The sequence below is a fragment of the Endozoicomonas elysicola genome, assembly GCF_000710775.1.
GTDB classification, from domain to species: domain Bacteria; phylum Pseudomonadota; class Gammaproteobacteria; order Pseudomonadales; family Endozoicomonadaceae; genus Endozoicomonas; species Endozoicomonas elysicola.
On the sequence record NZ_JOJP01000001.1, the window covers coordinates 2,068,933 to 2,090,367 of the forward strand.

Consider the following 21,435-nt stretch of genomic DNA (forward strand, 5'->3'; position numbering starts at 1 on the left):
GCTTCGTTGAGCTGGTTTGATGTAGAATCACTACACCTTCACCAGCCCGCCTCGTGGAATACGGCTTTACGAACCACTGAGCTTGGAACCTCATGTCAACAGAACCTAGGTTCTGTTGACTATTGCAGGCACCAGCATGGTTTCCAGGAATTGCCTCAGGGCTTTTTCATCATTAATGAACTGCGCTGGAAACGTCATAAGAGAGAGTGTTACCCGGCAAATCAACTCAGTGGCCATCTCAAGGGTTACATCGGGGCGGATGTTGCTTTTATCTTGCTCACGCTGAAAAAATGGCTCGATTATCTTTATTGTCATTGGTCGGAACATGTCCGGTGTCAGCCTGAGTTTGCTGTTTACATCGGACTGTTGGTTCTCAAAAAGGAGTTGAAAGACCGGACGATTTGATCTGCCACGCATAAAGAAAAGAATACTGTCTACCAGTGTGCTGGCCAGGTTGTTGTGGTAACGCATGGCCTGCTCACATTCCGTTAGACGCTCACCAGCATCTCGAATGAGTACCTGGTGTAACAGGTCGTCACCGTTTTTTATATATCGGTAGAGAGTCGTCCGACTGACATTACCCTTTCTGGCAACATCATCCAGTGTCGTTCGGTTAATCCCCTTTGCAAGATAGCAGGCCATGGCACTATCCAGTATATGGTGAAAGGTTTGCTGCGCCTTTGGGCTCATTATTGGCTGGAACTCTAACTATCAGGTAATGCAGATAGTGTATTTTCTATTTATTGTTTCTATATCCTCCAAAGATATTACAAACTTTCTTTTTTTGTAATATTTTTGGGAAGGTTGAATAGGGGAGTCGCAATATTGGGAAAGAGGAAAGAGCTTATTGGCAAACAACAAGCTCTAAAGAGCATCTGTTAGTCTTGAACAAACTGATTATTGAGCGGCTGATAGTGAAAACGGATTTTATGAAGCTGGCTCTCGATTTCCTGTTTGCTCATGTCCATCTCATCGGCCAGCTGATCCAGCGAGTTGCAGGTAAGCCTTAGCTTTTCGTTGACGATACCCAGAAGGATAAAAGGGTTGAGATGCTCGGGGTGTTCGAGTTCCATGGTGACTCTCCGTTCAAGTCAGCTGTTGATAAAAAATATCACCCTCTTCATTGCCCAACGAGGGTGGTATTTTTAGTTCGTGGCTGCCCTTAAACCATAGCTTAGCTAGTCAGTTTTGCCTGCCTGGGTTTTCAGCTGCTGTTGCCGGCGTTCGTCTTCCTTTACCTGACGACGGTGAACAACGGTTTCGGCAACCTCTTCCCCCATATGGGCTTCACCTCGAGATCTGGCCAACTGCATCTGCTTTTCACGCTCCATAAACCGCGCTTTCTGCTTTTCGGTCAGCCTGTCAAAACAGTGTGGGCAGCTGACCCCCTGTTGAAACTTTTCACTTTGTTTATCTGCTTCAGTAATCGGCAGGCGACAGGCGTTGCACTGGTCGTAGGAACCCGGCTCAAGGTCATGGTTAACTGTCACCCGGTCATCAAAGACAAAGCATTCGCCTTCCCAGAGTGACTCCGCCTTCGGTACTTCTTCCAGGTATTTCAGGATGCCGCCTTTCAGGTGGTAAACCTCTTCAAAGCCTTTTTCCTTGAGCAGGGCAGTGGACTTCTCGCAGCGTATGCCGCCAGTGCAGAACATGGCCACTTTTTTATGAGCCCCGGGATTCAGATTGGTGTCAACGTATTCCGGAAACTGCCGGAAAGCCTCCGTTTTTGGGTTGATGGCGTGCTTGAAGGTCCCGACCTGTATTTCGTAATCGTTCCGGGTATCCACAACAATGACATCCGGATCACTGATCAGGCTATTCCAGTCTTTGGGGTCGACATAGGTCCCCACGACTTGCTTAGGATCGATGCCTTCTACTCCCATGGTGACAATCTCATTCTTGAGTTTGACCTTGGTTCTTTTGAAAGGCATCGATGCGCTCAGGGATTCTTTGAATTCAATGGGGTTCAGGCGGGTATCCTGATTAAGCCAGGCCAGCAGTGCATCAATGCCTTCCCGGGTACTGGCTACGGTGCCGTTAATGCCTTCCTGAGCCAGCAGCAGCGTTCCTCTGACATGGTTTGCTTCCATGGTTCTGAGCAGGGGTTCCCGCAGGCTGGTGAAATTCTTCAGGGTAACGAATTTATAGAGGGCACAGACCACAATGTGGGCGTCTGTTTGAGCATCTTTTGGAGAGTGAGTCATTGTCTTTATTGTCCTTTAATCAGCGATCCGGAGCGTAAATCCAGAGCCAGGCTGGGAAGTCTAGCAGAGGCTTAAAGCCTTGAAAAATCGAGCCACTGCTATGATATTGCAGAATAATAATGACCGGATGAAGAATAACACCATGACTCAACCCGTACTTGAACTGCTCCGATCACACCGCTCCATTCGCAAATTTACTGAGCAGCCGGTTGAAGAGAGTTTGTTAAGAGACTTAATTACCGCAGGGCAGAGCGCTGCCACATCCAGTAACCTGCAGGGCGTCAGTGTCATTCGGGTTCGAAATCCTGAAACCCGCAGAGCAATGGCTGAGCTGGCGGGTGGGCAGGCCTATGTGGAGGAAGCTGCCGAGTTTCTGGTGTTCTGTGCCGACCTGAACCGATCTGGCTGGTGCTGTGAACAGTCGGGCAAAACCATGGCAGACGGTATGACCGAGCATTTTATTATTGCCACGGTTGACGTTGCGCTGTTTGCCCAGAACGTTGTAGTTGCTGCTGAGTCAGAAGGGCTGGGTATCTGTTATATCGGAGCCCTGCGCAATGACCCGCAACAGGTCAGCGATTTGCTGGCATTGCCGGACAATGTCTATCCCGTCTTTGGGCTCTGCCTGGGTTACCCGGATCAGGATCCGGAGTGTAAGCCAAGGCTGCCGTTGGATGCGATACTGATGGAGGAGCATTACCAGCCGGTCAATGCTGAGCGAATGGCTGAATACGATGAGACCATGAGAACTTATTACCAGCGGCGAACCGGAGGTAAGCTGGATCGGGTCTGGTCCCAGGAGATGTCAGCCTTGCTGGGTAAAGAATCCCGACCTCATATGAGAGAGTTTCTGGAGAAAAAAGGGTTTAAGATGCGTTGACCTCGAACAGTCAGCACAGGTAGGTATATGCTACATCCCCGGGTGAGCCAATTCGCAATGGTTTACCCATACCGGTAGCGATAGACTGCGCGTCTTTTTTAATCGCTGCCGGCTATTCCAACATGTTCTCTCAATCCATCCGGGCTCAGCTCTGTCGTATGACATTGCTGCTGGCCGTAACCCTGCTTGTGGTTCATAACACGCCCGGCCTGATTGATCTGCTGGCAGGTCAGGCTGCTTCTTCTGGCTGTCATCAGCACTCAGATACCTCATCCAACCCTTAAACTGACTGTCAGGGATTCTTACGCATTGCTGGATTCCCTTACTACTGAATATTGAGACCTTTATGAGTATTTTCCGGTTTCCCCTACTAGTATGGCTGGGTATAGGGATTCTGATTATCTGCCTTGGCATACGTCAGTCGTTTGGTATTTTCATGCTGCCGGTTTCAGAGCATTTTGGTACCGGCCGGGAATTTTTCAGTTTTGCCATTGCATTGCAAAATCTGATGTTCGGCTTGTTTCAACCTTTTGTTGGTATGGCGGCGGATCGCTTTGGTACTAAAAGAGTGGTTTTCCTGGGTGCGATTGCCTATGCGCTTGGACTTTATCTGACGTCTATTGCAACGGCTCCGGGCATTCTTTACCTCTCCCTGGGGACACTGGTTGGCCTTGGGCTGAGTGCCACCAGTTATGTGATTGTGCTGGGTGCCGTTGCCAAGGTGGTTCCGGCAGAACACTCGGCCAAGGCATTTGGTTTGACGACGGCAGCAGGTTCGTTCGGTATGTTTGCCATGATACCGGGTGCCCAGTACCTGCTGAGTGAATTTGGCTGGCAGCAGGCGCTGGCGGTGTTTGCAGCACTTTGCTCAATCATGGTGGCTTTTGCCCTGTTTATGAATACGGCAAGAGGGCAGCAGACGTCGACTCAATCAGCACAGCCTGAGCAAACGCTGAAGCAGGCACTGAAAGAAGCGTTTGCCCACAGAGGCTACTGGCTGATACATGCCGGCTTCTTTGTCTGTGGTTTCCATGTGATGTTTATTGCCACACATCTGCCCAGCTATCTGGCCGACAAACACCTGCCGGCTTCCAGTGCCGCCATGGCGCTGGCTTATGTTGGCATCTTCAATATTTTCGGTTCTTACTTCTGGGGTGTGATGGGTGATCGTTTCAGTAAACGACATGTGATGTCAGCACTGTATCTGATGCGTACGCTGGTGATTGGAGCCTTTGTTGTTCTGCCGGTAACGGTGGATACCGCCGCTATATTTGGTGCAGCGATTGGCTTCTGCTGGTTGGGCACGGTGCCACTGACCTCCGGGCTGGTTCGACAGATCTTTGGTTCCCGCTATATGTCGACATTGTATGGGCTGGTATTCTTTACCCATCAGGTGGGCAGTTTCCTGGGCGCCTGGGCTGGTGGAAGAATCTACGACTTTACCGGCTCCTATGAACCAATCTGGTGGTCTACAGTGGCGCTCGCCTTTCTGGCAGCACTGATTCATTTGCCGATAGATGACAGACCTGTGGTTCGACTGGCAACCGCATAATAACTCATGCCTGTGAACCTATCGGCCCAGCCGATAGGTTCTATCAAATCTTCACAAGAAATATCGTCAATAATCCCTTCCGACTTTTCCAATAAAGCTGAATAACAACGTGGTATCGGGGGATTCTATGTTAACTGAGCCAATGCAGGCAGACATCGCCATCACACAGGCTTATGTCCTGCCCATGAACGGACAGCAGCCGATCCAGAATGGAACGGTATTAATAAACGGTCAGAAAATTTCCGCCATTGGCGCTTCCGAGACACTGGGCAACTGGCAGGCCAACCGGGTCATTGATGTGGCCGGTAACGTGGTGATGCCCGGGTTTGTGAACTGTCATACCCACATCGCCTCTAATATCCTGCTCCGCGGCTTGAATGAAGATGCCAAGCTGTTTGAATGGCTTCAGTTTATGTGGAAGATGAAAAAGAATTTTGATCCGGAAATTCTTTACTGGGCGAGCCTGGCGGGACTGATTGAGATGACCCGTTCCGGGATGACCTGTTTTAATGAACACTTTGATGCCTATATTGTTGAGCCTCAGATTGAGGCCCTAAAGACACTGCCACTGAGAGCAACCCTTGGCTATGGATTTGCCGACAGGGGCCTGTACAGTGACATCACGGAAAGCTCCTGGAAGATACTGGATACTTTTGCCGAAAAGGTTGAGTTGCATCACCGCTCCCAGGATGGACGGCTGGAGCTGGCGCTATCCCCGCATGCCACCTACTCCTGCACCGAGAAGATGTGGCGTCTGAACCGGAAAGTGGCTGATGAGTTGAATGTTCCAATTCATACTCATCTGGCTGAAGGGGTTCAGGAGCTGAAGTTTGTCGGAGAAAATTACGGCACAACGCCTACCCAGTGGCTTGCATCGCTTGGCGTTCTGGGTCCTGATGTGACCCTGGCGCATTGCACAAAACTCAATGCCGAGGATATACGGCTGCTGGCTGATACTGGCGCGCATGTCGCTCACTGCCCGATCAGCAATGCCAAACTCTGTTCAGGAAATATGCCCATCAGGGAGATGCTGGAAGCCGGTGTCCAGATTGGCCTGGCGACCGATGGTCCTGCCAGCCATAACACGCTGGATATGTTCCAGGAAATGAAGTTCGCGGCCATTATTCATAAAAATAACAACACCAACCCAGAGTTACTGCCACTGCAGCAGATGCTGGAAATGGCGACCTGTCAGTCTGCCATTGCCATGAATCGAAATGAGACCGGCTATCTGGCCGAAGGTCAGGCGGCAGATATGATTGTGGTGGATATTCATCGCCCACATACCACCCCGGTCTACAACCCGGAAGCTGCCCTTGTCTATTCCAGCCGTGCAGATGACGTCGTGCACACCATCGTTGATGGCCAGATCCTGATGGAAAATAAACAGGTCGTCGGGATCAATGAGCAGGAGGTAATGACTGAGCTGAGAAAGCGTGCACTGGCACTGAAAGCCCGAAGCCTTTAGGAGGCCGTCCGAGAATAGCGCCCGTAGCGAGGATGGCAGAAAAAGGATTTTTTAGACCAATGTGCTGCCACCGCACGACTGCATGGATGCAGGAGCTAGAGCAACGCAGGAGCAGTTGCCGGTAGGGCAGTCTATCCTCGGTCAGCCTCCTGGGTCTGAAGTGGTGATTGCATCCACTGGGGAAGTGTCTGGCTATTGCATCTCCAGTGGTGACGTATAAATACGCTCATAAGAGAGAACAAGCATGTTTAGACAGAGAGTGAGTAAGCAAGAGGCAGTACGCCCTGTAGAACAAATGCTACCCCCTGGCCCATCGACGGCACTGGCTATCCAGCATTTGCTGGCTGCATATGCCAGTCTGGTGGTGACCCCCATGGTCATTGCCGGCGCACTGGGCTGGTCCTCCAGTGAGGTGGTCTTTATGATCAGTGCCTGTCTTGTAACCAGTGGTATCTGCACCATTATTCAATGCCTTGGTATTGGTGTTGCCAGAAACCATATTGGCATCCGTCTCCCGGTTGTTCAGGGTACCACGGTCGTCACTATTCCTGCCTTGATCATGATCGGCTCCAGTTATGGTTTTAATGCCATGTTCGGGGCAACCATTGCTGCAGGTGCCTTTACCTTTCTGATTGCGGGATACTGGAGCCAGTTATTGCGCTTCTTTCCTCCCGTGGTGACCGGCACACTGATCACGGTGCTTGGGGTATCCCTGTTGCCCATTGCCGCCATGTGGGTGGGAGGGGGAAAAGGTTCCGGTGCTCAGGAGGTTGCCATGGACGATTTTGTGCTGGCAGCATTCAGCATGATACTGGTTGCCACCATCATGATGTGGGGCAAAGGTGCGTTGCCACGTGTTGCCATTCTGATCGGTGTGATTGCCGGCTCGATTCTGGCGTTTCTGATGAGAAAAATCAGCTTTGACGGCGTCGCCAGTGCAGAATGGTTTGGTATTGTGACCCCGTTTGCCCTTGGGTTACCGGAATTCAAGCTGGCCGCCATTATCAGTATGTTACTGGCAATGCTGGTGACCATGATTGAATCCACCGGGGGGTATATTGCCATTGGAGAAGTTTGCGAAAAACAGGTGGGACCTGAAAATATTGCAGCGGGCCTCAGGGCAGAAGGCCTTGGCACGATGCTTGGCGGGATTATGTGCTCCTTCCCCTACACGACCTATTCACAAAATACCGGGGTCTTGAGGGTTTCTGGTGTGCGCAGTCGCTGGGTGGTGGCATTATGCGGTGTTTTCCTGATTGTGCTGGGTATCTTTCCCAAGCTTTCTGCCCTGGCGGCCTGTGTCCCTCTGCCGGTGCTGGGAGGTGCATCCATGGTATTGTTTGGCAGCATTGCCTGTACCGGTCTGAAAATCCTTGGTCAGGTGGATATGGACAATAAAAGCAACCTTCTGATTGTTTCTATCAGTCTGGGTTTGGCCATGCTCTCCATTACCAACCCGATTTTCTTTAACTTCCTGCCTGGCAGCTTACAAATGTTGCTGAACAACCCAATCACTCTGGCAGGTGTTTCGGCCTTGCTGCTGAACTACCTCTTTAATATTTTCCGACAGTCAGCGAATCACAGTGCGCCGTTAGTGGCTGATCTCTAAACTGGGATATATTCCGGCTCAATCGCTGTCCCTTTTCCTCATGCGCTGTGCATGGGTAAAAGGGGCATTGCAGCAACTGACGTACGTCAGAGTAACGGTATTGATAACCCACTATTCTTGCCAGCCAGACCTTTAAAACCAATGTGCTGATATACCCGTCGCCTTTCAAGTTGCTACTTTGTTGGCTACGTTCGCTCATCCCGATCACTTACGGTTTGTGAGCTCACGGGGCCTCGCTTACTTGTCTGTCGGCGCGTAGCAACTTGAAATCCTTTGGGTATAGCCACTCCTAACGGCTGGGGAAAAGAAATGGCATTGACGCTGGATCAGCTGTTAATCATAAAAACAGCGGCAGAATGTGGCTCCTTTTCAGCGGCAGCCAGAAGGCTGGGAAAGGCCCAGTCAACCGTATCGTCGACGATCTGCAATATTGAACGGGAAGCGGGGGTTGTTCTTTTTGAGCGGGGTAGTAAGTTTCTGGCTCTGACATCGGTTGGTCAGGACTTATTGAAGCACATCAACAATATCATCAGTCAGGCTAATAACCTTGAAGGCAAGTTAAATGCCTGTGCTGCAGAGATTGAAGATAACCTGTCCATTATTATTGATCCTGCAATCCCTTATACACTCGTTGCACCGACGGTTCGGGCATTCTGTGAGCAGTTTCCTTACGTAAACCTTCACATTGAAAGCATGAACCTGAATGATGCTTTGACCAGTCTCCACAATGGGAGGGTAAAGCTGGCTCTGTTGATTACGCTTCCGAATTATCCCACCGATATTGGTTTTTGTCGGCTGGGGACATTACAAATAGCGGAAGTTGCCCATATTCATCACCCACTGAGTCAACTGTCGTCAATCTCTTTTGCAGACTTAAGTAATTATCGTCAGCTGGTGTTCAGTCCCCACGGCGATAATCTGATTACCTCAGAATACCTTCGCTCTTCCCAGCGCATTTATATTGATAACTACACTACGTTGATCCAAATGACACTGGCGGGGTTTGGCTGGTCCATCCTGCCCAGGCCGATTGTTAATGACTATGTTGCCAGAGGGCAGATGGTAGAACTGCCATTGGAGTCTTACCCTTATACGAAATGGGAGGTGGGGGTAGACCTGTTATGGAACGTAAGAGCGCAGCTTGGACCTGCTGCTGTGTGGTTGAAAGAAATTTTTTCTACCCAATTTTTTCACACAAAGTGAAGAGAGTATTCAGTTAAGTTTCATTTTAAGGGGAGGATTTGATGCAGATGTTACTGCATCAAATCAGTTTTCCCCTGTACTAATCGATATTGGTTAATACTTTGATCAGCGTTTCACTCAGCTTGAGACTGGCCCGATTGAGATTCTCCAAAAACTGTTCTACATTATCCAGCTCAATATCGACATGGTCAGTAACCGATTTGATTGGGAAGAAATCAATACCATAAAGACTGGCCACTGCTGCAACCGAAGCACACTCCATCTCTTTTGCCATGCCCCGGTTCTGCTCAATGATTTGTCGGTCGACTTCTGGCATGTCCAGCGAATTACCGGTCGTTACCACCCCCAGTTTATGGGCAACGCCCTGAAAATAGTCAGGTTTGTACGTGACAGGATGATGGCCGGTTGCAAACTCCGAAAACCCTTCCATAGGCACCCGGTGGTCATGATACACCACGGGCTGGTCGGAAGTGATGATATCCGCGATGTCAGCATCGGCTGAAAAAGCACCACAGGTTCCCGCATTAATGATCAGATCCGGAGCAAACTCAAGAATGGCGGATTGAGTATTCAGAGCAGCAAACTCGGTGCCTATTCTATCGACACCATACTCACTGGATTTCCCATTGAGTGAGATGATGATCTCTTTACCCTCAAACTCACCTTGAAAGCGCGGGAAATTACCCCGAAGCGTGTGACTGTCTGCCAGGGCTGTTAGTCCAAGCTTCTCTATAACTGGTTTGGCCTCGGCTTCCATGGCCATAATAATCAGGATTCGTTTCATAGGGTCTCTATATACAGGGTACTCATTATCCGTACTATTTTAATACAAAATTACTTTTAATCGACTCTTGCTGAAGTGACTCTGTATATTCTCATTATGATAGTTATGTTTTTTATATTTTATTTCTGTTTTACAGCCAGTTATATGATTAATAATAACTTTGATAAAAATGCCATCAATAATTATTGTTTTATTTAAATTAATTAAAGAAAAATAATAGGTCAGGTATTAATCAGTTTTTCTCTATTTCATTTTTTGTTGAGAGTAAATTGATTTGTTGATTTGCCATTATTTTTTTGCGTTAAATCATTTTAATATGGATCAGTGGTTGTAAGTTATTTAAAAACGATTCAAGGTTTTTCCTAAATATCCTATTTGTTTGTCTGTTTCCTATACGTGCATGAAGTCCTAAAAGGGGAAGGTCACATGGGTAAATTGGATAATCTGGGTGGCCTGAGGGCGTGGATAATATGGAGCGTTACAACCCTCTACGTGATTACCTGCTTTGCAATATCAATCGCATATGGAGTAACCAGTACCTTTATTGCCAAAGACCTGGGCTTGTCCTTAGCCCAGGTCGGTATCATCGCTTCTACTTACACTTGGGCTGTTGCCGGTGTACAGCTGTTTTCCGGATCACTTCTTGACCATCTTGGTGTTCGTATTCTTCCTATTGTGAGTGTTTTCACGGTTCTGGGTGGGCTTGCATTTGCTAATGCTTCTTCTTTTGAAATGTTGGTTCTGGCTAATTTAATGCTGGCGATTGGAGGTGCTTTTGGATTTGTTGGTGCCGGTGTTGTCGGAGGAAAATGGTTTGGTTTAAAACGTTTTGGAATCATGTTTAGTCTGGTTCAGGCAGTGGGTGCCATTGGTTCGTATTTTAATCAGAATGCCATTCGCTATACCGTTGAAACCTTCGGATGGTCTGCAAGTTTAAATGGTTTAGTGGTTTTGATTACGGTCGTTTCTGTTCTTATGTTTATCTTTATCCGCGAACCAAGGCTGGAAAACAGCGAGCCTATTGTCTGGCCAGGGTTAAAAAAACTGGTGTCACAGGTGGCCCTGTGTATGGGGCGTGTCATGATCAGGCCCCGCTTGTGGTTAAACACCATTCATGCTGGCATGATTTTCGGCGCACATATGGCCGTGTGCCTGGTATGGGGTCCCATTTTTTTAACTAAAGTTGGAATGTCTCAGCCTGAGGCTGTGGCTATTTCATCTTTTGCCTTTGTCGGGATGTTGTTTGGCTGCCCTTTCTGGGTGTGGCTCTCTGAACGAATCCGGATGAATCGTCCCATCACTGTGATTTCAGCCATCTGTCATGCGTTGTCATTACTGTATCTGATCACCAGACCTGAGTCTGCTGGCTCAATGACCTTTTTTATTATCGGTTTCTTTTCTGCCGGTACGGCCATGAATTTTCCCATTGCCCTGGCTCTGGTTCCTGCGAAACTGATTGGCGCGGCCAGTTCTCATGTGAATACCATGCAGTTTTTCTGGACTGGCGTATTGATGGCTGCGCCCGGATTGGCACTCTCCGGTACTGGGTTCTGGGCATTTCTGGCGGGCACCGGAGGCATTGATGCTGGCAATCCATCCCTTGCGGATTTCCAGTCCTCCATGATGTTAATTGTCTTTGCTGTTTTAGTGGGTGCGGTGGCTGGGTTATTGACGAAAGAGTCGTTTAATCACAGGCTGGTTGATGCTGAACCGGAACCTGCATCCATGCCAGCCTGTGGTAGCAGGGAGCTGGTTTGAAGGACGATCTCGGCGTAGGTCGTTAGCAGATTACGTTTTGCCCTCGTTCCCACGCAAAGCGTGCGAACGAGGTTTTCGGAGGGTTTTGGAACAACCGTCTTTGCGGGAATGACAGTGGATGATATAAATCGGGATTTAAGGCTTTTGTCTGGACTATCAGCTTTCCATCCACACATCCCTGACCCAGAGCCAGATAGAAGGCCAGCTGTCGTCAGTTACTTCACCATCAGCCCAGCGAACGACCTCGCCTTCTTCTGAAATACCATAGTATTCGCCATTATGTTCACAGATAGGAATTAATTCTCTGGGCAGTCCCTCAGCCCAGGCGTTGGCAGCCACTTCTGGAAGGTAGGTGTGAGAGTGTGGATCGGTGACTGTTACGGGCTCAATTGAGCCATAAATAACATCACTGACTTGAAGCAGAAACTCTCTGAGCTCATAGGGCAGTGAGATCAGGATTTGCTCTTCTACCTCAACCAGTTGGTCTTCATCGGGTAGCTCCAGAGGAACAGCAACATCCAGAGCCCGTTCTCGAAGTTCATCAATGACATCTTCCATCGTATGCGACCTTATCACTCATTTTTCAGGAGCTACGTAAAACTTGTAAGGCTGCCCCCCGGACAGCCTTACAAACGCGACTCAAGACTTGCGTTTTTTTCCAGAGAAAGTTGAAGGCCTTTGTTTTCCTTTGGCGGCAGCACCAAAAGGTTTTCTGGCTCTCTCTTTCCCACTGTCTTTGCTGCTTTCTTTTGCAGAGCCAGGGCGTTTTCCTGTCTGACTCTTTCTAAATGTTTTTATAGCAGGCTTTCCAGCTTTGAGGTCAGGTTTTGACCGCTTTTTTCGGGTATTACTGAGAGGTTCAGTGATATCCGCTGCCCGCACTTCGCCATTTTCAAAGTAAGGAAGAGGCTCAATTTCCAGTGGCTTTTTAATCAGTTGCTGGATGCTGGTCAGTAACTTCTTTTCTTCCGGGTTGACGAGGGAAATAGCTCGGCCAGCTTGTCCAGCACGACCGGTCCGACCAATGCGGTGAACATAGTCCTGTGGCACTTTAGGCAGGTCATAATTGATGACCAGCGGTAGCTGCTCAATATCCAGTCCACGAGCGGCAACATCTGTAGCGACCAGAACATTGAAGTAATTGTCTTTAAAATCTTCCAGCGTACGAATACGCAGGTACTGACTTTTATCGCTGTGAATGGCCTGGGCATTGATGCCATCTTCTTCCAGTAATTCAGCAATTCTGTTGGCCGCTTTCTTGGTGCGGACAAAAACCAGGGCTTTTTTCCATCCACCGCCATTAATCAAGTAGCTGAGAATCTCTGGTTTATCCTGCTGGTCGACGGGATAGAAGGATTGCAAGACCGTTTTGGCTGCAGAATTCGGGTTTTCCAGTTCAACTTTTACCGGGTGGCGCATGAAATCATGAGCCAGCTGTTTAATATCTTTTGAGAAGGTGGCGGAGAACAGCAGGTTCTGGCGCTTTACGGGTGCGGTTTTCAAAATACGTTCAATATCTTCCCGGAAACCCAGATCCAGCATTCGATCCGCTTCATCCAGTACCAGAATTCGCAAACTCTCCAGACCAATATGTTTTCTATTGATCAGATCAAGCAAACGACCCGGCGTAGCAACCAGTACATCAACCCCTTCATTCAGAAGCTGAAGTTGTTCGTCAAAATCCACACCTCCATAAATGGCTGCGGCTTTAACGGAAGTATGTTTGCCGTAGGTTTGGAAGCTGCTATGAACCTGAATAGCCAATTCACGGGTAGGCACCAGTACCAGTGCACGAATAGCTTTACTGGCACGCATATGGGCAAGACGGTGGAGAATAGGTAAGGTAAATCCAGCCGTTTTACCGGTACCCGTCTGAGCCGATGCCATCAGGTCACGACCAGTCAAGGCCATGGGGATGGCTTTTGCCTGAATTGGGGTGGGTTGTTGATAGCCTGCCTCATGGACAGCCTGAAGCAGTGATTCATCCAGCCCAAGAGCGGAAAAAGGGGTGTTGTTACTCATGTTAAATATTACTTCCTGCGCTTGGGTGGTTCGAAACCAGAATCAATCGCTGCTGTGGTTACGTGTGTGGTGGTCGAAGGCTGAGGGGCGTCAGCCGATGTACGGCGTTTACCTACGTTCTTTTTAACCCGGTGACGCTGTTTCTCACTGGCGCCTTTTTTAGCCGGGTTTTTTTTGTCTGATTTTTTCTTACCGGCGGCTTTGCCAGAGCTTTTCAGCTTCTTGGGACCTTTGTAACTGCCAATAAGTTCTTTGATGGTGCGCTTTTCAAATCGCAGTTTAAGGTAGCGCTCGATGCTGGACATCCGGTTCCATTCATCCGGCCCGATCAGGGAAATGGCCAGACCCTGTTCTCCACCACGACCGGTGCGACCAATGCGGTGTACATAGTCGTCGCCGTTACGGGCCATTTCCAGGTTGATCACCAGCTGTACGCCTTTGATATCAAGCCCACGGGCGGCAACATCAGTGGCAATCAGAATGTTGATAGCGCCATCCGTCAGAAGACGCATAACATGCTTGCGCTCACGCTGATCCATGTCACCGTGCAAGATACCCGCCCTCAGCCCTTTGACCCGGATTTTTCCGATGAAGGTATTGGCCTGGGCTCTGGTGTTGGTGAAAATCAGTGCCTTTTCGTAGGTTTCATTTTCCAGCAGCCAGATCAGCAGTTTTTCTTTATGAGCCGTATCATCTGCCAGTAGAATCTGCTGGTGGATATTCTCATGTTTATCCCGGGCGGTTTTCAGGGTTATCCGGGTTGGGTCGTTGAGTACTTCTTCTGCCATTTTGCCCAGTTGGTTGCCGGTCAGCGTGGCAGAAAACAACAGTGTCTGGCGTTCTTTACGGCAGTCATTGGTAATGGTCAGAACGTCGGCACCAAATCCCATGTCCAGCATTCGGTCCGCTTCGTCCAGTATCAGATACTCCAGGTCGCTGAAGTCATGGTTATTGTTTTCCATGTGTTCGATCAGGCGACCTGGTGTTGCAATCAGGATTTCCGGGTTTTTCCGCAGTGTGTTGATCTGATGGCGGAAGTCTTCGCCACCCATAATAAGGCCCGCTTTGATGTAGGTATATTGAGCCAGTTTTTCACACATCTGGAAAACCTGCAGGGCGAGTTCTCGAGTAGGTACGAGAATCAGTGCACGGGTGGCTGAATGAGGAGCAGGGTGGCTGTGCATATGATTGAGCATGGGCAGCAGAAAGGCCGCTGTTTTGCCGCTGCCTGTTTCGGCACTGACCATTAGATCTTTACCAGCCATGGCCAGTGGCAGGGTTTTCTCCTGAACTGGCGTGGCTTTATCGAAACCCAGTTCAGTCAGGGCTTTTTGCACCCGTTCATGCAGGGCCAGTTCAGAAAATAGCAATGGGAAGTTCCTCGACCATAGGGGGGAAATACGATTTTATGTGGAAAGGGGTAAATGGTGGTGCATTCTATGACTGATTATATGAAAAGCCAATATTTATTATTTAAGGGTCCCCTTCGTGGTGAGTATATGGCAGCTTTTCATATTTAATCCAAAAGTTAATTTTCCCTGTGGGGTGATGAACTTTGAGAATATCAACGTGTTTTATCAATGAGATGGCATAAATTTTTTCATTTCGGTCATTCTGAATTGAACGGATTATTTAAGAATTAGGTATAAATATGTTTGAGGTTAAGTTAGGTGACGAATTCGGTTGGCTGTTCTATCTCGCATGATTTATTAACTGTTGATTCTGGATCGTTGTAACGAAATTTAGAAAATACTAATGTTTGTAAAGATATATTTCACTTTTATCAGGCTGTGAAAATTAATAATCCCCAGCTGTATGAGGCCTATTTTAAAATAGTGATCTAGATCACGATGAATCAAAAGGAGTTGAAGATAGAGATGTAAGGCTTAGGCTAGATGAAATTCTACCTCAACTAACTAAAAGGGATGAAGTATCTGAAATAAAGAAGCTTGGCTCTGAGTTGGTTCTCTTGGGGCAGGTGAGTTCTGGAAGTTATTTCGGAAGGATAAAAGTTACAGCTCTTAGCAGCCCAGTCAAATTGTTGAAACCAGCAGAGCAAGAGGGAGATATTAATTCTAAGCCTATTTTGGAAAGATCCATTTAGAGAATTGAGGATTTAATCCCTGATGATCATAAAGCATAAGCCAAATTAATTTTTAAATGTGGCTTATGTTTTTTTAAAGAAGTCATATTATCAAGGCACTATAATCGCTTGGCAGTATGGTTTTTTATATTCGGTTTATCATTATATATGATGATAAACTTGGTAATCACCTTAATAAAAAGGTGCCAGCTCTCATTACAGCTTAATCATTCCTGCTAAGTTTTAGCTGATCATCTCTCTGCTTAAGCATCGTAGAGAGGAACCCTTGTAGATAAAATTGTTGCAGGAACGATAGATGCTTGAAATTGCTATGCTGCATCAGGTTCAAGGTATCTGCCTCTATATTGGCAGAACATTAAGTGATAATCAGGAAGTCTTATTGGTTTTTTTAAGTAGTTGTTCTTTAAATTTGGTATTACTATCTGCACTTTTCACACAAAGCTGTCTCTATGCGTCTGGATAAATACCTCTGCGAAAGTACCGAGCTCTCCCGTGCCAATGCAAAAAAGTGTTTGCATCGTGGAGAAGTCACCTGTGACGGTATTGTGGTAAAAAACAGTGCTTTCAAGGTGTCAGATGACTGTGAAGTCCGCCTGCTGGGAGAGCTGGTTAAGGCCCGTGGGCTTCGCTATATCATGCTCAACAAACCGAAAGATACCCTCTGCTCTAATGTGGATGAGATATATCCATCGGTGCTCTCTTTACTGGATATTCCCAAAGCCTTCTCACTGCATATTGCCGGTCGGCTGGATGCGGATACCACCGGTCTGGTGCTGATTACGGATGATGGACAATGGTCCCACCGACTGACGTCACCCGTTAAGGTCTGTGGTAAGCGCTACCGTGTACAGTTGGCTGATCCTCTACCAGAGGCTCAGGCCGCAGAGCTGATTGAGCTATTTGCCACTGGCATTGAGCTGAAAGGGGAGAAGTCGCTGACCAAGCCTGCACTTCTGGAGATTCTTTCACCCACAGAGGTTTTGCTGACCATTACTGAAGGTAAATATCATCAGGTAAAACGTATGTTTGCTGCCATTGGTAATAAGGTGATTGGCCTGCATCGTGAGCAGGTAGGCGTTATAGGGCTTGATTCGTCTCTTAGGCCCGGAGAGTGGCGGTATCTGACGCAGGATGAAATTGATTCAGTCTGATCGTTCTGGAGACAAAATAAAAAAGCCCCGGTGAAGGGGCTTTTTTATGGGGGAGTTATTACATCACGCGCATGCCTGGCTGGGCACCTTCGTGGGGCTCAAGAATCCACAGGTCCTTGCCGCCCGGTCCTGCCGCCAGCACCATGCCTTCGCTGACACCGAACTTCATTTTACGGGGCGCGAGGTTAGCGACCATGACCGTATGTTTGCCAACCAGTGCTTCCGGGGCATAGGCAGACTTGATGCCGGCAAATACATTACGAGGTTCCGCTTCACCAATGTCCAGAGTCAGGCGCAGCAGCTTACCTGCACCTTCGACCAGTTCGGCATTCACGATCTTTGCGATACGCAGATCCACCTTGGCGAAATCATCAAACGCAACTTCATCGGCAATGGGGTCTTTTTCCAACCACTCTCCAGAAGAGGTGGGCGAATTACCTTCATTTTTATTGGATGATTCCATCTGGGCGAGCACCTCCTTGCTGGCTTCAATCATAGCCGCTACTTTATCGGCTTCCACGCGGGTCATCAACGGTTCAAACTTGTTGACGCTGTGATCCAGCAGCAAAGCTTGGCTGTCCTGCCAGTTCAACGGCGTTACATTAAGAAACGCTTCGGCTTTCACTGCCATGGCTGGCAGCACCGGCTTCAGGTAGATCATCAGTAAGCGGAACAGGTTGATACCTGTGCTGCAGATGTCGTGCAGCTCCTGATCCTTGCCTTCTTCTTTGGCAACCACCCAGGGCTTCACTTCATCAATCCAGGCATTGGCTTTATCTGCTAGGGCCATGATCTCTCGCATGGCTTTGCCAAACTCACGACCTTCATAGCAGTCAGCAATTCGACTGGCTGCTTCCTGGAACTCTGTGGTCAATTCAGGCGCAATATTATTGGCAGAGAGCTTCCCATCAAAGCGTTTCTTGATAAAACCTGCATTCCGGCTGGCAATATTCACCACCTTGCCCACCAGGTCCGAGTTCACTCGCTGGATGAAATCATCGGTATTCAGGTCCAGGTCATCAATACGACTGGATAGTTTGGCGGCGTAGTAATAGCGCAGATATTCCGGGTCGAGATGCTCCAGGAAAGTGCGGGCAGTGATAAACGTGCCACGGGACTTGGACATCTTCTCGCCATTTACAGTCAGATATCCGTGTACATTGACACGGGTCGGCGTCCGGTAGTTGGCACCGTGTAACATGGCTGGCCAGAACAGGCAGTGGAAGTTAACGATGTCCTTGCCAATGAAGTGGTGTACTTCACACTGGCTGTCTTTATTCCAATATTCATCAAAACTCAGGTCATCACGGCGCTGGCACAGGTTCTCAAAAGCGGCCATGTAGCCAATTGGCGCATCCAGCCAGACGTAGAAATATTTACCGGGTTCACCGGGAATCTCAAAGCCGAAGTAAGGTGCGTCACGGGAGATATCCCAGTCCTGCAGGCCCACATCCAGCCACTCTGCCAGCTTGTTGGCAATCTCGTTAGAGAGGGTACCCGAACGGGTCCACTGCTTCAGGAAGGCATCAAAATCAGAAAGTTTGAAGAAAAAATGCTCACTCTCTTTCTCAACAGGAGCTGCTCCAGAAATAGCAGAGCGGGCATTTTTCAAATCCGCTGGAGAATAGGTAGCACCACATGCTTCACAGTTATCACCGTACTGGTCATGGGCTCCACACTTGGGGCAGTCACCCTTGATATAGCGATCCGCCAGAAACATTTTCTTTTCCGGGTCGTAAGCCTGGACAATGTTGCGGCTAACAATATGGCCTTTTTCTTTCAGGGCCAGGTAGATGGCTTCAGAGAGTTTGCGGTTCTCTTGTGAGTGGGTGGAGTGGTAATTATCAAATTCCACATAAAACTCACCAAAATCCCGAACCCGCTCAATGTTAATACGGGCCACGGACTCTTCAGGCGTGATGCCTTGCTTCTCGGCATGAAGGCTGATGGCGGTGCCATGGGCATCGTCAGCGCAGACATAGGTGCACTGATTTCCAAAAAGCTTTTGGAAACGAACCCAGATATCAGTCTGGATGTATTCCACCAGATGGCCCATATGCAATGGGCCGTTGGCATAAGGCAGGGCACTGGTGACAAGTATTTTGCGTTGGCTCATTCGATTCTGTCTTGACGGTCGGGTAAAAAAACGGGAATGCGCCATTATACAAACTGTCCATAGGAAAGCCTATTCGGAACAGTCCCGCTTTTTACCCTTATCAGAGGTTTTAGGAATTATATTTAAAGACTGGTTGTTTCTGGATCCTCCCCTTCCCCTGCATGGACTGCTGCTTCTCCTTCTGATTCTCTAAGTGAGGTAATTAGGCTTCTTGCTATTTGTGCAGGTTCATCAGCACTGGATCTGGCTCTATATACTGATGCTCTCTCCGCTTCATATGAAACAGTCAGCGTAGGATCATCTTCGCTAGCCCCTTTCAGCCTTGAATTTACCTCAATACTCAATTTTTGCCAGCGCTTGAGTACGTCGGATCTAATGCTATTGATTTCTTTAGTAACACCTTCCTCTATCTCTTTTAGGGTCTTACCTTCAGGAAAATCAATGTGTTTATAAGGTTCCTTTTTATCACCAAGCTTAATTGTAACGGTGCGAATACGAGTGGTTTCTGCTGAACTTGTAGGCTCATTTACTTCAACTATTTGGGTATAGTCAGAATCTTTGCGCTCCATTTCACCGCCAATAGCCTCCCCTTTAAGGTCTTGCTCCCGAGTTTTGGAGAGAGATTCACGGTAATAATCATATATTGCGAACCCAGACTTGTTCGCTTCTGCAACTTTATCATCTTTCTTAAACGTTGTTTCCCACGTTTTCTCAGTTATAGCCCTCTCCGAATGTTCAGGCGTTAACTCGCTGCTTGCCTGAGGGGAAGATGTAGTAAGTTTAATTTCAGTTCGGTACCGTGTTGACTCCTTAACGGATGCTGGGTCAAGCTCAGTTGGTGGATATTGTTCTCTGAGCACTCTTAATTCAACGGCTATTTGCTCGTTACTCTTTTCACGTGCACTGAGGTCAGTGGGCTGGTTTGAGCCTTCTTTTTGCTCACTTTCCTGAATTTCAGTTTGACCACCTTGCTGAGTCACCGCAGGCGTAGCGGTTAAGCTCTGTTTGCCCAGTGGAACAGACACCGTCAGTGGTGAACTCATGAATCTCTCAGTACTGGATACATAAGTTTGTTTTTGCATCTCAAGAGATAAACGATTCATTTCCTCATCGCTCATAGGTGTTGTACCTGAATCGCGTTCACTCTCACTGGTTTTTATCTCAGTATCGCCTGTTGCTGTTGTTTCATGCGTTTTAGGTTTGACCTGGTCAGCCTCTGACCGAACATCTTCAAGAGCCTGCTCATCGGTAATTGTTTCTATGATTGTCGTTTCTTCAGTTTCCACATACTCTTCACGAATGGTCAGAACACTTACCCTTCCATCAGGATGAACTACTCGATCTGAAAAATCTTCTGGAACCTCCTGACCTTGTTCAAGGATTGCTGCTCTCTTTACGGGATCAGATGTTACGCGTGTAATGACTTCTCTGTGTTTTAATGTTGTGCTTGCTGAAGTTTCAGATTGAGCCTTATCCCTTAATTCTTGTGAAACAGAATCTACAGTATCATCTGTAACTCTGTCTTGCCCTTTGTTTGCAAACAGTGCTTCTAATGAACTATCCCCTGTGGCAAGTGTGTCTTCAGTTCTCTGTTCTGTGCCACCCATCGGGTCTACTTCAGAAGAAAGCTGTGCATCATTTTTACTTTGTGATGTTCGAGCGAACTGTATAGTCCGAGAAACAAACTGGCTGGCAGGTTGTTTCTCGAGCTGTTGTTCTGTTCGTTCAATAAATTGCTCCTTCTCATCAACTGTTCTTTTATCTCCCCCAGAGGTTACTCCCGGCTCTGGTTCACTCCTTTTCTTTTCACTACTGTCAATCACTGTTTGTGTGACACTCGGTGTTGAGCGTGGGACTACGTCGGTTGGCAGAGACTCTTCCCCGGTAAGGCTCATGCTCAGGGAATTATCAGCAGTACTCAGAGCATACCTTTGAGGTTCAAGCACTCTTTGCATGGAGCTTAATTCACCCCTAAGGTCTTCACCATAGTCCTGAAGATTTTCATCCTCGAAATGATCGCTATCATCACTGTTTATAACTGTAGAACCGGATTGATGTTGCTCTTTCACAAACTCTTGGATGTTTGTTGGCTCAGTTGAAGCAGCTGCAAGGTCGTAAATTCCTCTTGTTTCAGAGGACGATGATGAAGAGTCTCTACGCTGATGGGTAGTAACATCATCTGAAGTACTCTCGCTATGCAGTCTGGTCTGTTGCTGGCGTAATTCTTGAAGTCTACTCTCCATTGAACCGAGTTCGCTTTTAGCCTGATTTACACCATCTTCGATTGAATCGAGCTTTTCTTCAGAGCTACTGCTGACTAATGGTTCATTTATATCCATTTCCTCATCAGCAGCTTCGCCTTCAACCAGAGGGGCGATCTCGGGGAACGGAGACTGCCGGTCACGGGTACTCAGCTGCTCTTCGGTATCGGAGAGTTGCCGATCGTCGTCATGCAGGGTGGTGCCGTCATCCAGGGGGCGGTCACCGGGAGCCGGTGGCAACTGGCTGGGAGACTGCCGGTCACGGGTACTCAGCTGTTCTTCGGTATCGGAGAGCTGGCGGTCATCGTCGTCATGCAGGG

17 protein-coding genes and 1 pseudogene are annotated in these 21,435 nt (G+C 48.2%); 9 read left to right on the top strand and 9 right to left on the bottom strand.

Annotated features, from left to right (window positions below; translation table 11 throughout):
- Positions 1-105: 105 nt before the first annotated feature.
- The 3 genes from GV64_RS08820 to trhO all read right to left on the bottom strand — a co-directional run bounded on the left by GV64_RS08820 (position 106) and on the right by trhO (position 2,207).
- Positions 106-690 carry a TetR/AcrR family transcriptional regulator gene (locus tag GV64_RS08820; RefSeq protein ID WP_020580451.1) on the bottom strand — a complete coding sequence of 195 codons (585 nt, stop codon included), beginning with the start codon at positions 688-690 and terminating at the stop codon, positions 106-108.
- Between the two features lie 188 nt (positions 691-878).
- Positions 879-1,073 (bottom strand): DUF4250 domain-containing protein, encoded by a 195-nt coding sequence (locus tag GV64_RS08825; protein ID WP_020580450.1) that lies wholly within the window; start codon positions 1,071-1,073, stop codon positions 879-881.
- 105 nt (positions 1,074-1,178) lie between these two features.
- Positions 1,179-2,207 carry an oxygen-dependent tRNA uridine(34) hydroxylase TrhO gene (trhO, locus tag GV64_RS08830; protein WP_020580449.1) on the bottom strand — a complete coding sequence of 343 codons (1,029 nt, stop codon included), beginning with the start codon at positions 2,205-2,207 and terminating at the stop codon, positions 1,179-1,181.
- A gap of 142 nt (positions 2,208-2,349) precedes the next feature.
- Between trhO and nfsA the strand changes: the two genes are divergently transcribed.
- From nfsA to GV64_RS08855, 7 genes are all read left to right on the top strand, one after another.
- Positions 2,350-3,087, top strand: a complete 738-nt coding sequence (gene nfsA / locus GV64_RS08835) for an oxygen-insensitive NADPH nitroreductase (RefSeq protein ID WP_033402558.1) — start codon at positions 2,350-2,352, stop codon at positions 3,085-3,087.
- A 122-nt stretch (positions 3,088-3,209) separates the two neighbouring features.
- Positions 3,210-3,371, top strand: a complete 162-nt coding sequence (locus tag GV64_RS25505) for a hypothetical protein (RefSeq protein ID WP_020580447.1) — start codon at positions 3,210-3,212, stop codon at positions 3,369-3,371.
- Positions 3,372-3,433: 62 nt separating this feature from the next.
- The gene (locus GV64_RS08840; protein WP_020580446.1) at positions 3,434-4,639 is read left to right on the top strand and encodes an MFS transporter; all 1,206 of its coding nucleotides are present in this window, start codon (positions 3,434-3,436) and stop codon (positions 4,637-4,639) included.
- A gap of 127 nt (positions 4,640-4,766) precedes the next feature.
- Positions 4,767-6,107 carry an amidohydrolase gene (locus tag GV64_RS08845; RefSeq protein WP_020580445.1) on the top strand — a complete coding sequence of 447 codons (1,341 nt, stop codon included), beginning with the start codon at positions 4,767-4,769 and terminating at the stop codon, positions 6,105-6,107.
- Positions 6,108-6,189: 82 nt separating this feature from the next.
- Complete coding sequence (locus tag GV64_RS25225) at positions 6,190-6,327, top strand: hypothetical protein (RefSeq protein WP_020580444.1); 138 nt, start codon at positions 6,190-6,192, stop codon at positions 6,325-6,327.
- 24 nt (positions 6,328-6,351) lie between these two features.
- Positions 6,352-7,716 carry a nucleobase:cation symporter-2 family protein gene (locus GV64_RS08850; RefSeq protein WP_152553979.1) on the top strand — a complete coding sequence of 455 codons (1,365 nt, stop codon included), beginning with the start codon at positions 6,352-6,354 and terminating at the stop codon, positions 7,714-7,716.
- 309 nt (positions 7,717-8,025) lie between these two features.
- Entirely contained in the window at positions 8,026-8,919 is an 894-nt protein-coding gene (locus tag GV64_RS08855) for a LysR family transcriptional regulator (protein ID WP_020580442.1), read from the top strand.
- A gap of 79 nt (positions 8,920-8,998) precedes the next feature.
- Here GV64_RS08855 and GV64_RS08860 read toward each other — a convergent pair whose 3' ends face one another.
- A complete protein-coding gene (locus GV64_RS08860; protein WP_020580441.1) occupies positions 8,999-9,703 on the bottom strand; it encodes a phosphorylase family protein in 705 nt (234 codons plus the stop codon).
- A 426-nt stretch (positions 9,704-10,129) separates the two neighbouring features.
- Here GV64_RS08860 and GV64_RS08865 point away from each other — a divergent pair.
- A pseudogene (locus tag GV64_RS08865) lies at positions 10,130-11,146 on the top strand (MFS transporter); the annotation flags it as partial.
- A gap of 471 nt (positions 11,147-11,617) precedes the next feature.
- Here GV64_RS08865 and GV64_RS08870 read toward each other — a convergent pair.
- The 3 genes from GV64_RS08870 to GV64_RS08880 all read right to left on the bottom strand — a co-directional run bounded on the left by GV64_RS08870 (position 11,618) and on the right by GV64_RS08880 (position 14,853).
- Positions 11,618-12,019 carry an SMI1/KNR4 family protein gene (locus GV64_RS08870; protein WP_020580439.1) on the bottom strand — a complete coding sequence of 134 codons (402 nt, stop codon included), beginning with the start codon at positions 12,017-12,019 and terminating at the stop codon, positions 11,618-11,620.
- Between the two features lie 81 nt (positions 12,020-12,100).
- The gene (locus GV64_RS08875) at positions 12,101-13,483 is read right to left on the bottom strand and encodes a DEAD/DEAH box helicase (RefSeq protein WP_020580438.1); all 1,383 of its coding nucleotides are present in this window, start codon (positions 13,481-13,483) and stop codon (positions 12,101-12,103) included.
- An 8-nt stretch (positions 13,484-13,491) separates the two neighbouring features.
- On the bottom strand, positions 13,492-14,853 hold the full coding sequence (locus tag GV64_RS08880; protein ID WP_020580437.1) for a DEAD/DEAH box helicase: 1,362 nt from the start codon (positions 14,851-14,853) through the stop codon (positions 13,492-13,494).
- Between the two features lie 1,183 nt (positions 14,854-16,036).
- Between GV64_RS08880 and rsuA the strand changes: the two genes are divergently transcribed.
- Entirely contained in the window at positions 16,037-16,738 is a 702-nt protein-coding gene (rsuA, locus tag GV64_RS08885) for a 16S rRNA pseudouridine(516) synthase RsuA (protein ID WP_020580434.1), read from the top strand.
- Positions 16,739-16,796: 58 nt separating this feature from the next.
- On the opposite strand, the gene metG is transcribed toward rsuA, so the two are convergent.
- Together metG and GV64_RS08895 are read right to left on the bottom strand one after the other, a co-directional pair.
- A complete protein-coding gene (metG, locus tag GV64_RS08890) occupies positions 16,797-18,854 on the bottom strand; it encodes a methionine--tRNA ligase (RefSeq protein ID WP_020580433.1) in 2,058 nt (685 codons plus the stop codon).
- A 122-nt stretch (positions 18,855-18,976) separates the two neighbouring features.
- Entirely contained in the window at positions 18,977-21,193 is a 2,217-nt protein-coding gene (locus GV64_RS08895; protein ID WP_152553980.1) for a hypothetical protein, read from the bottom strand.
- Positions 21,194-21,435 lie beyond the last annotated feature (242 nt).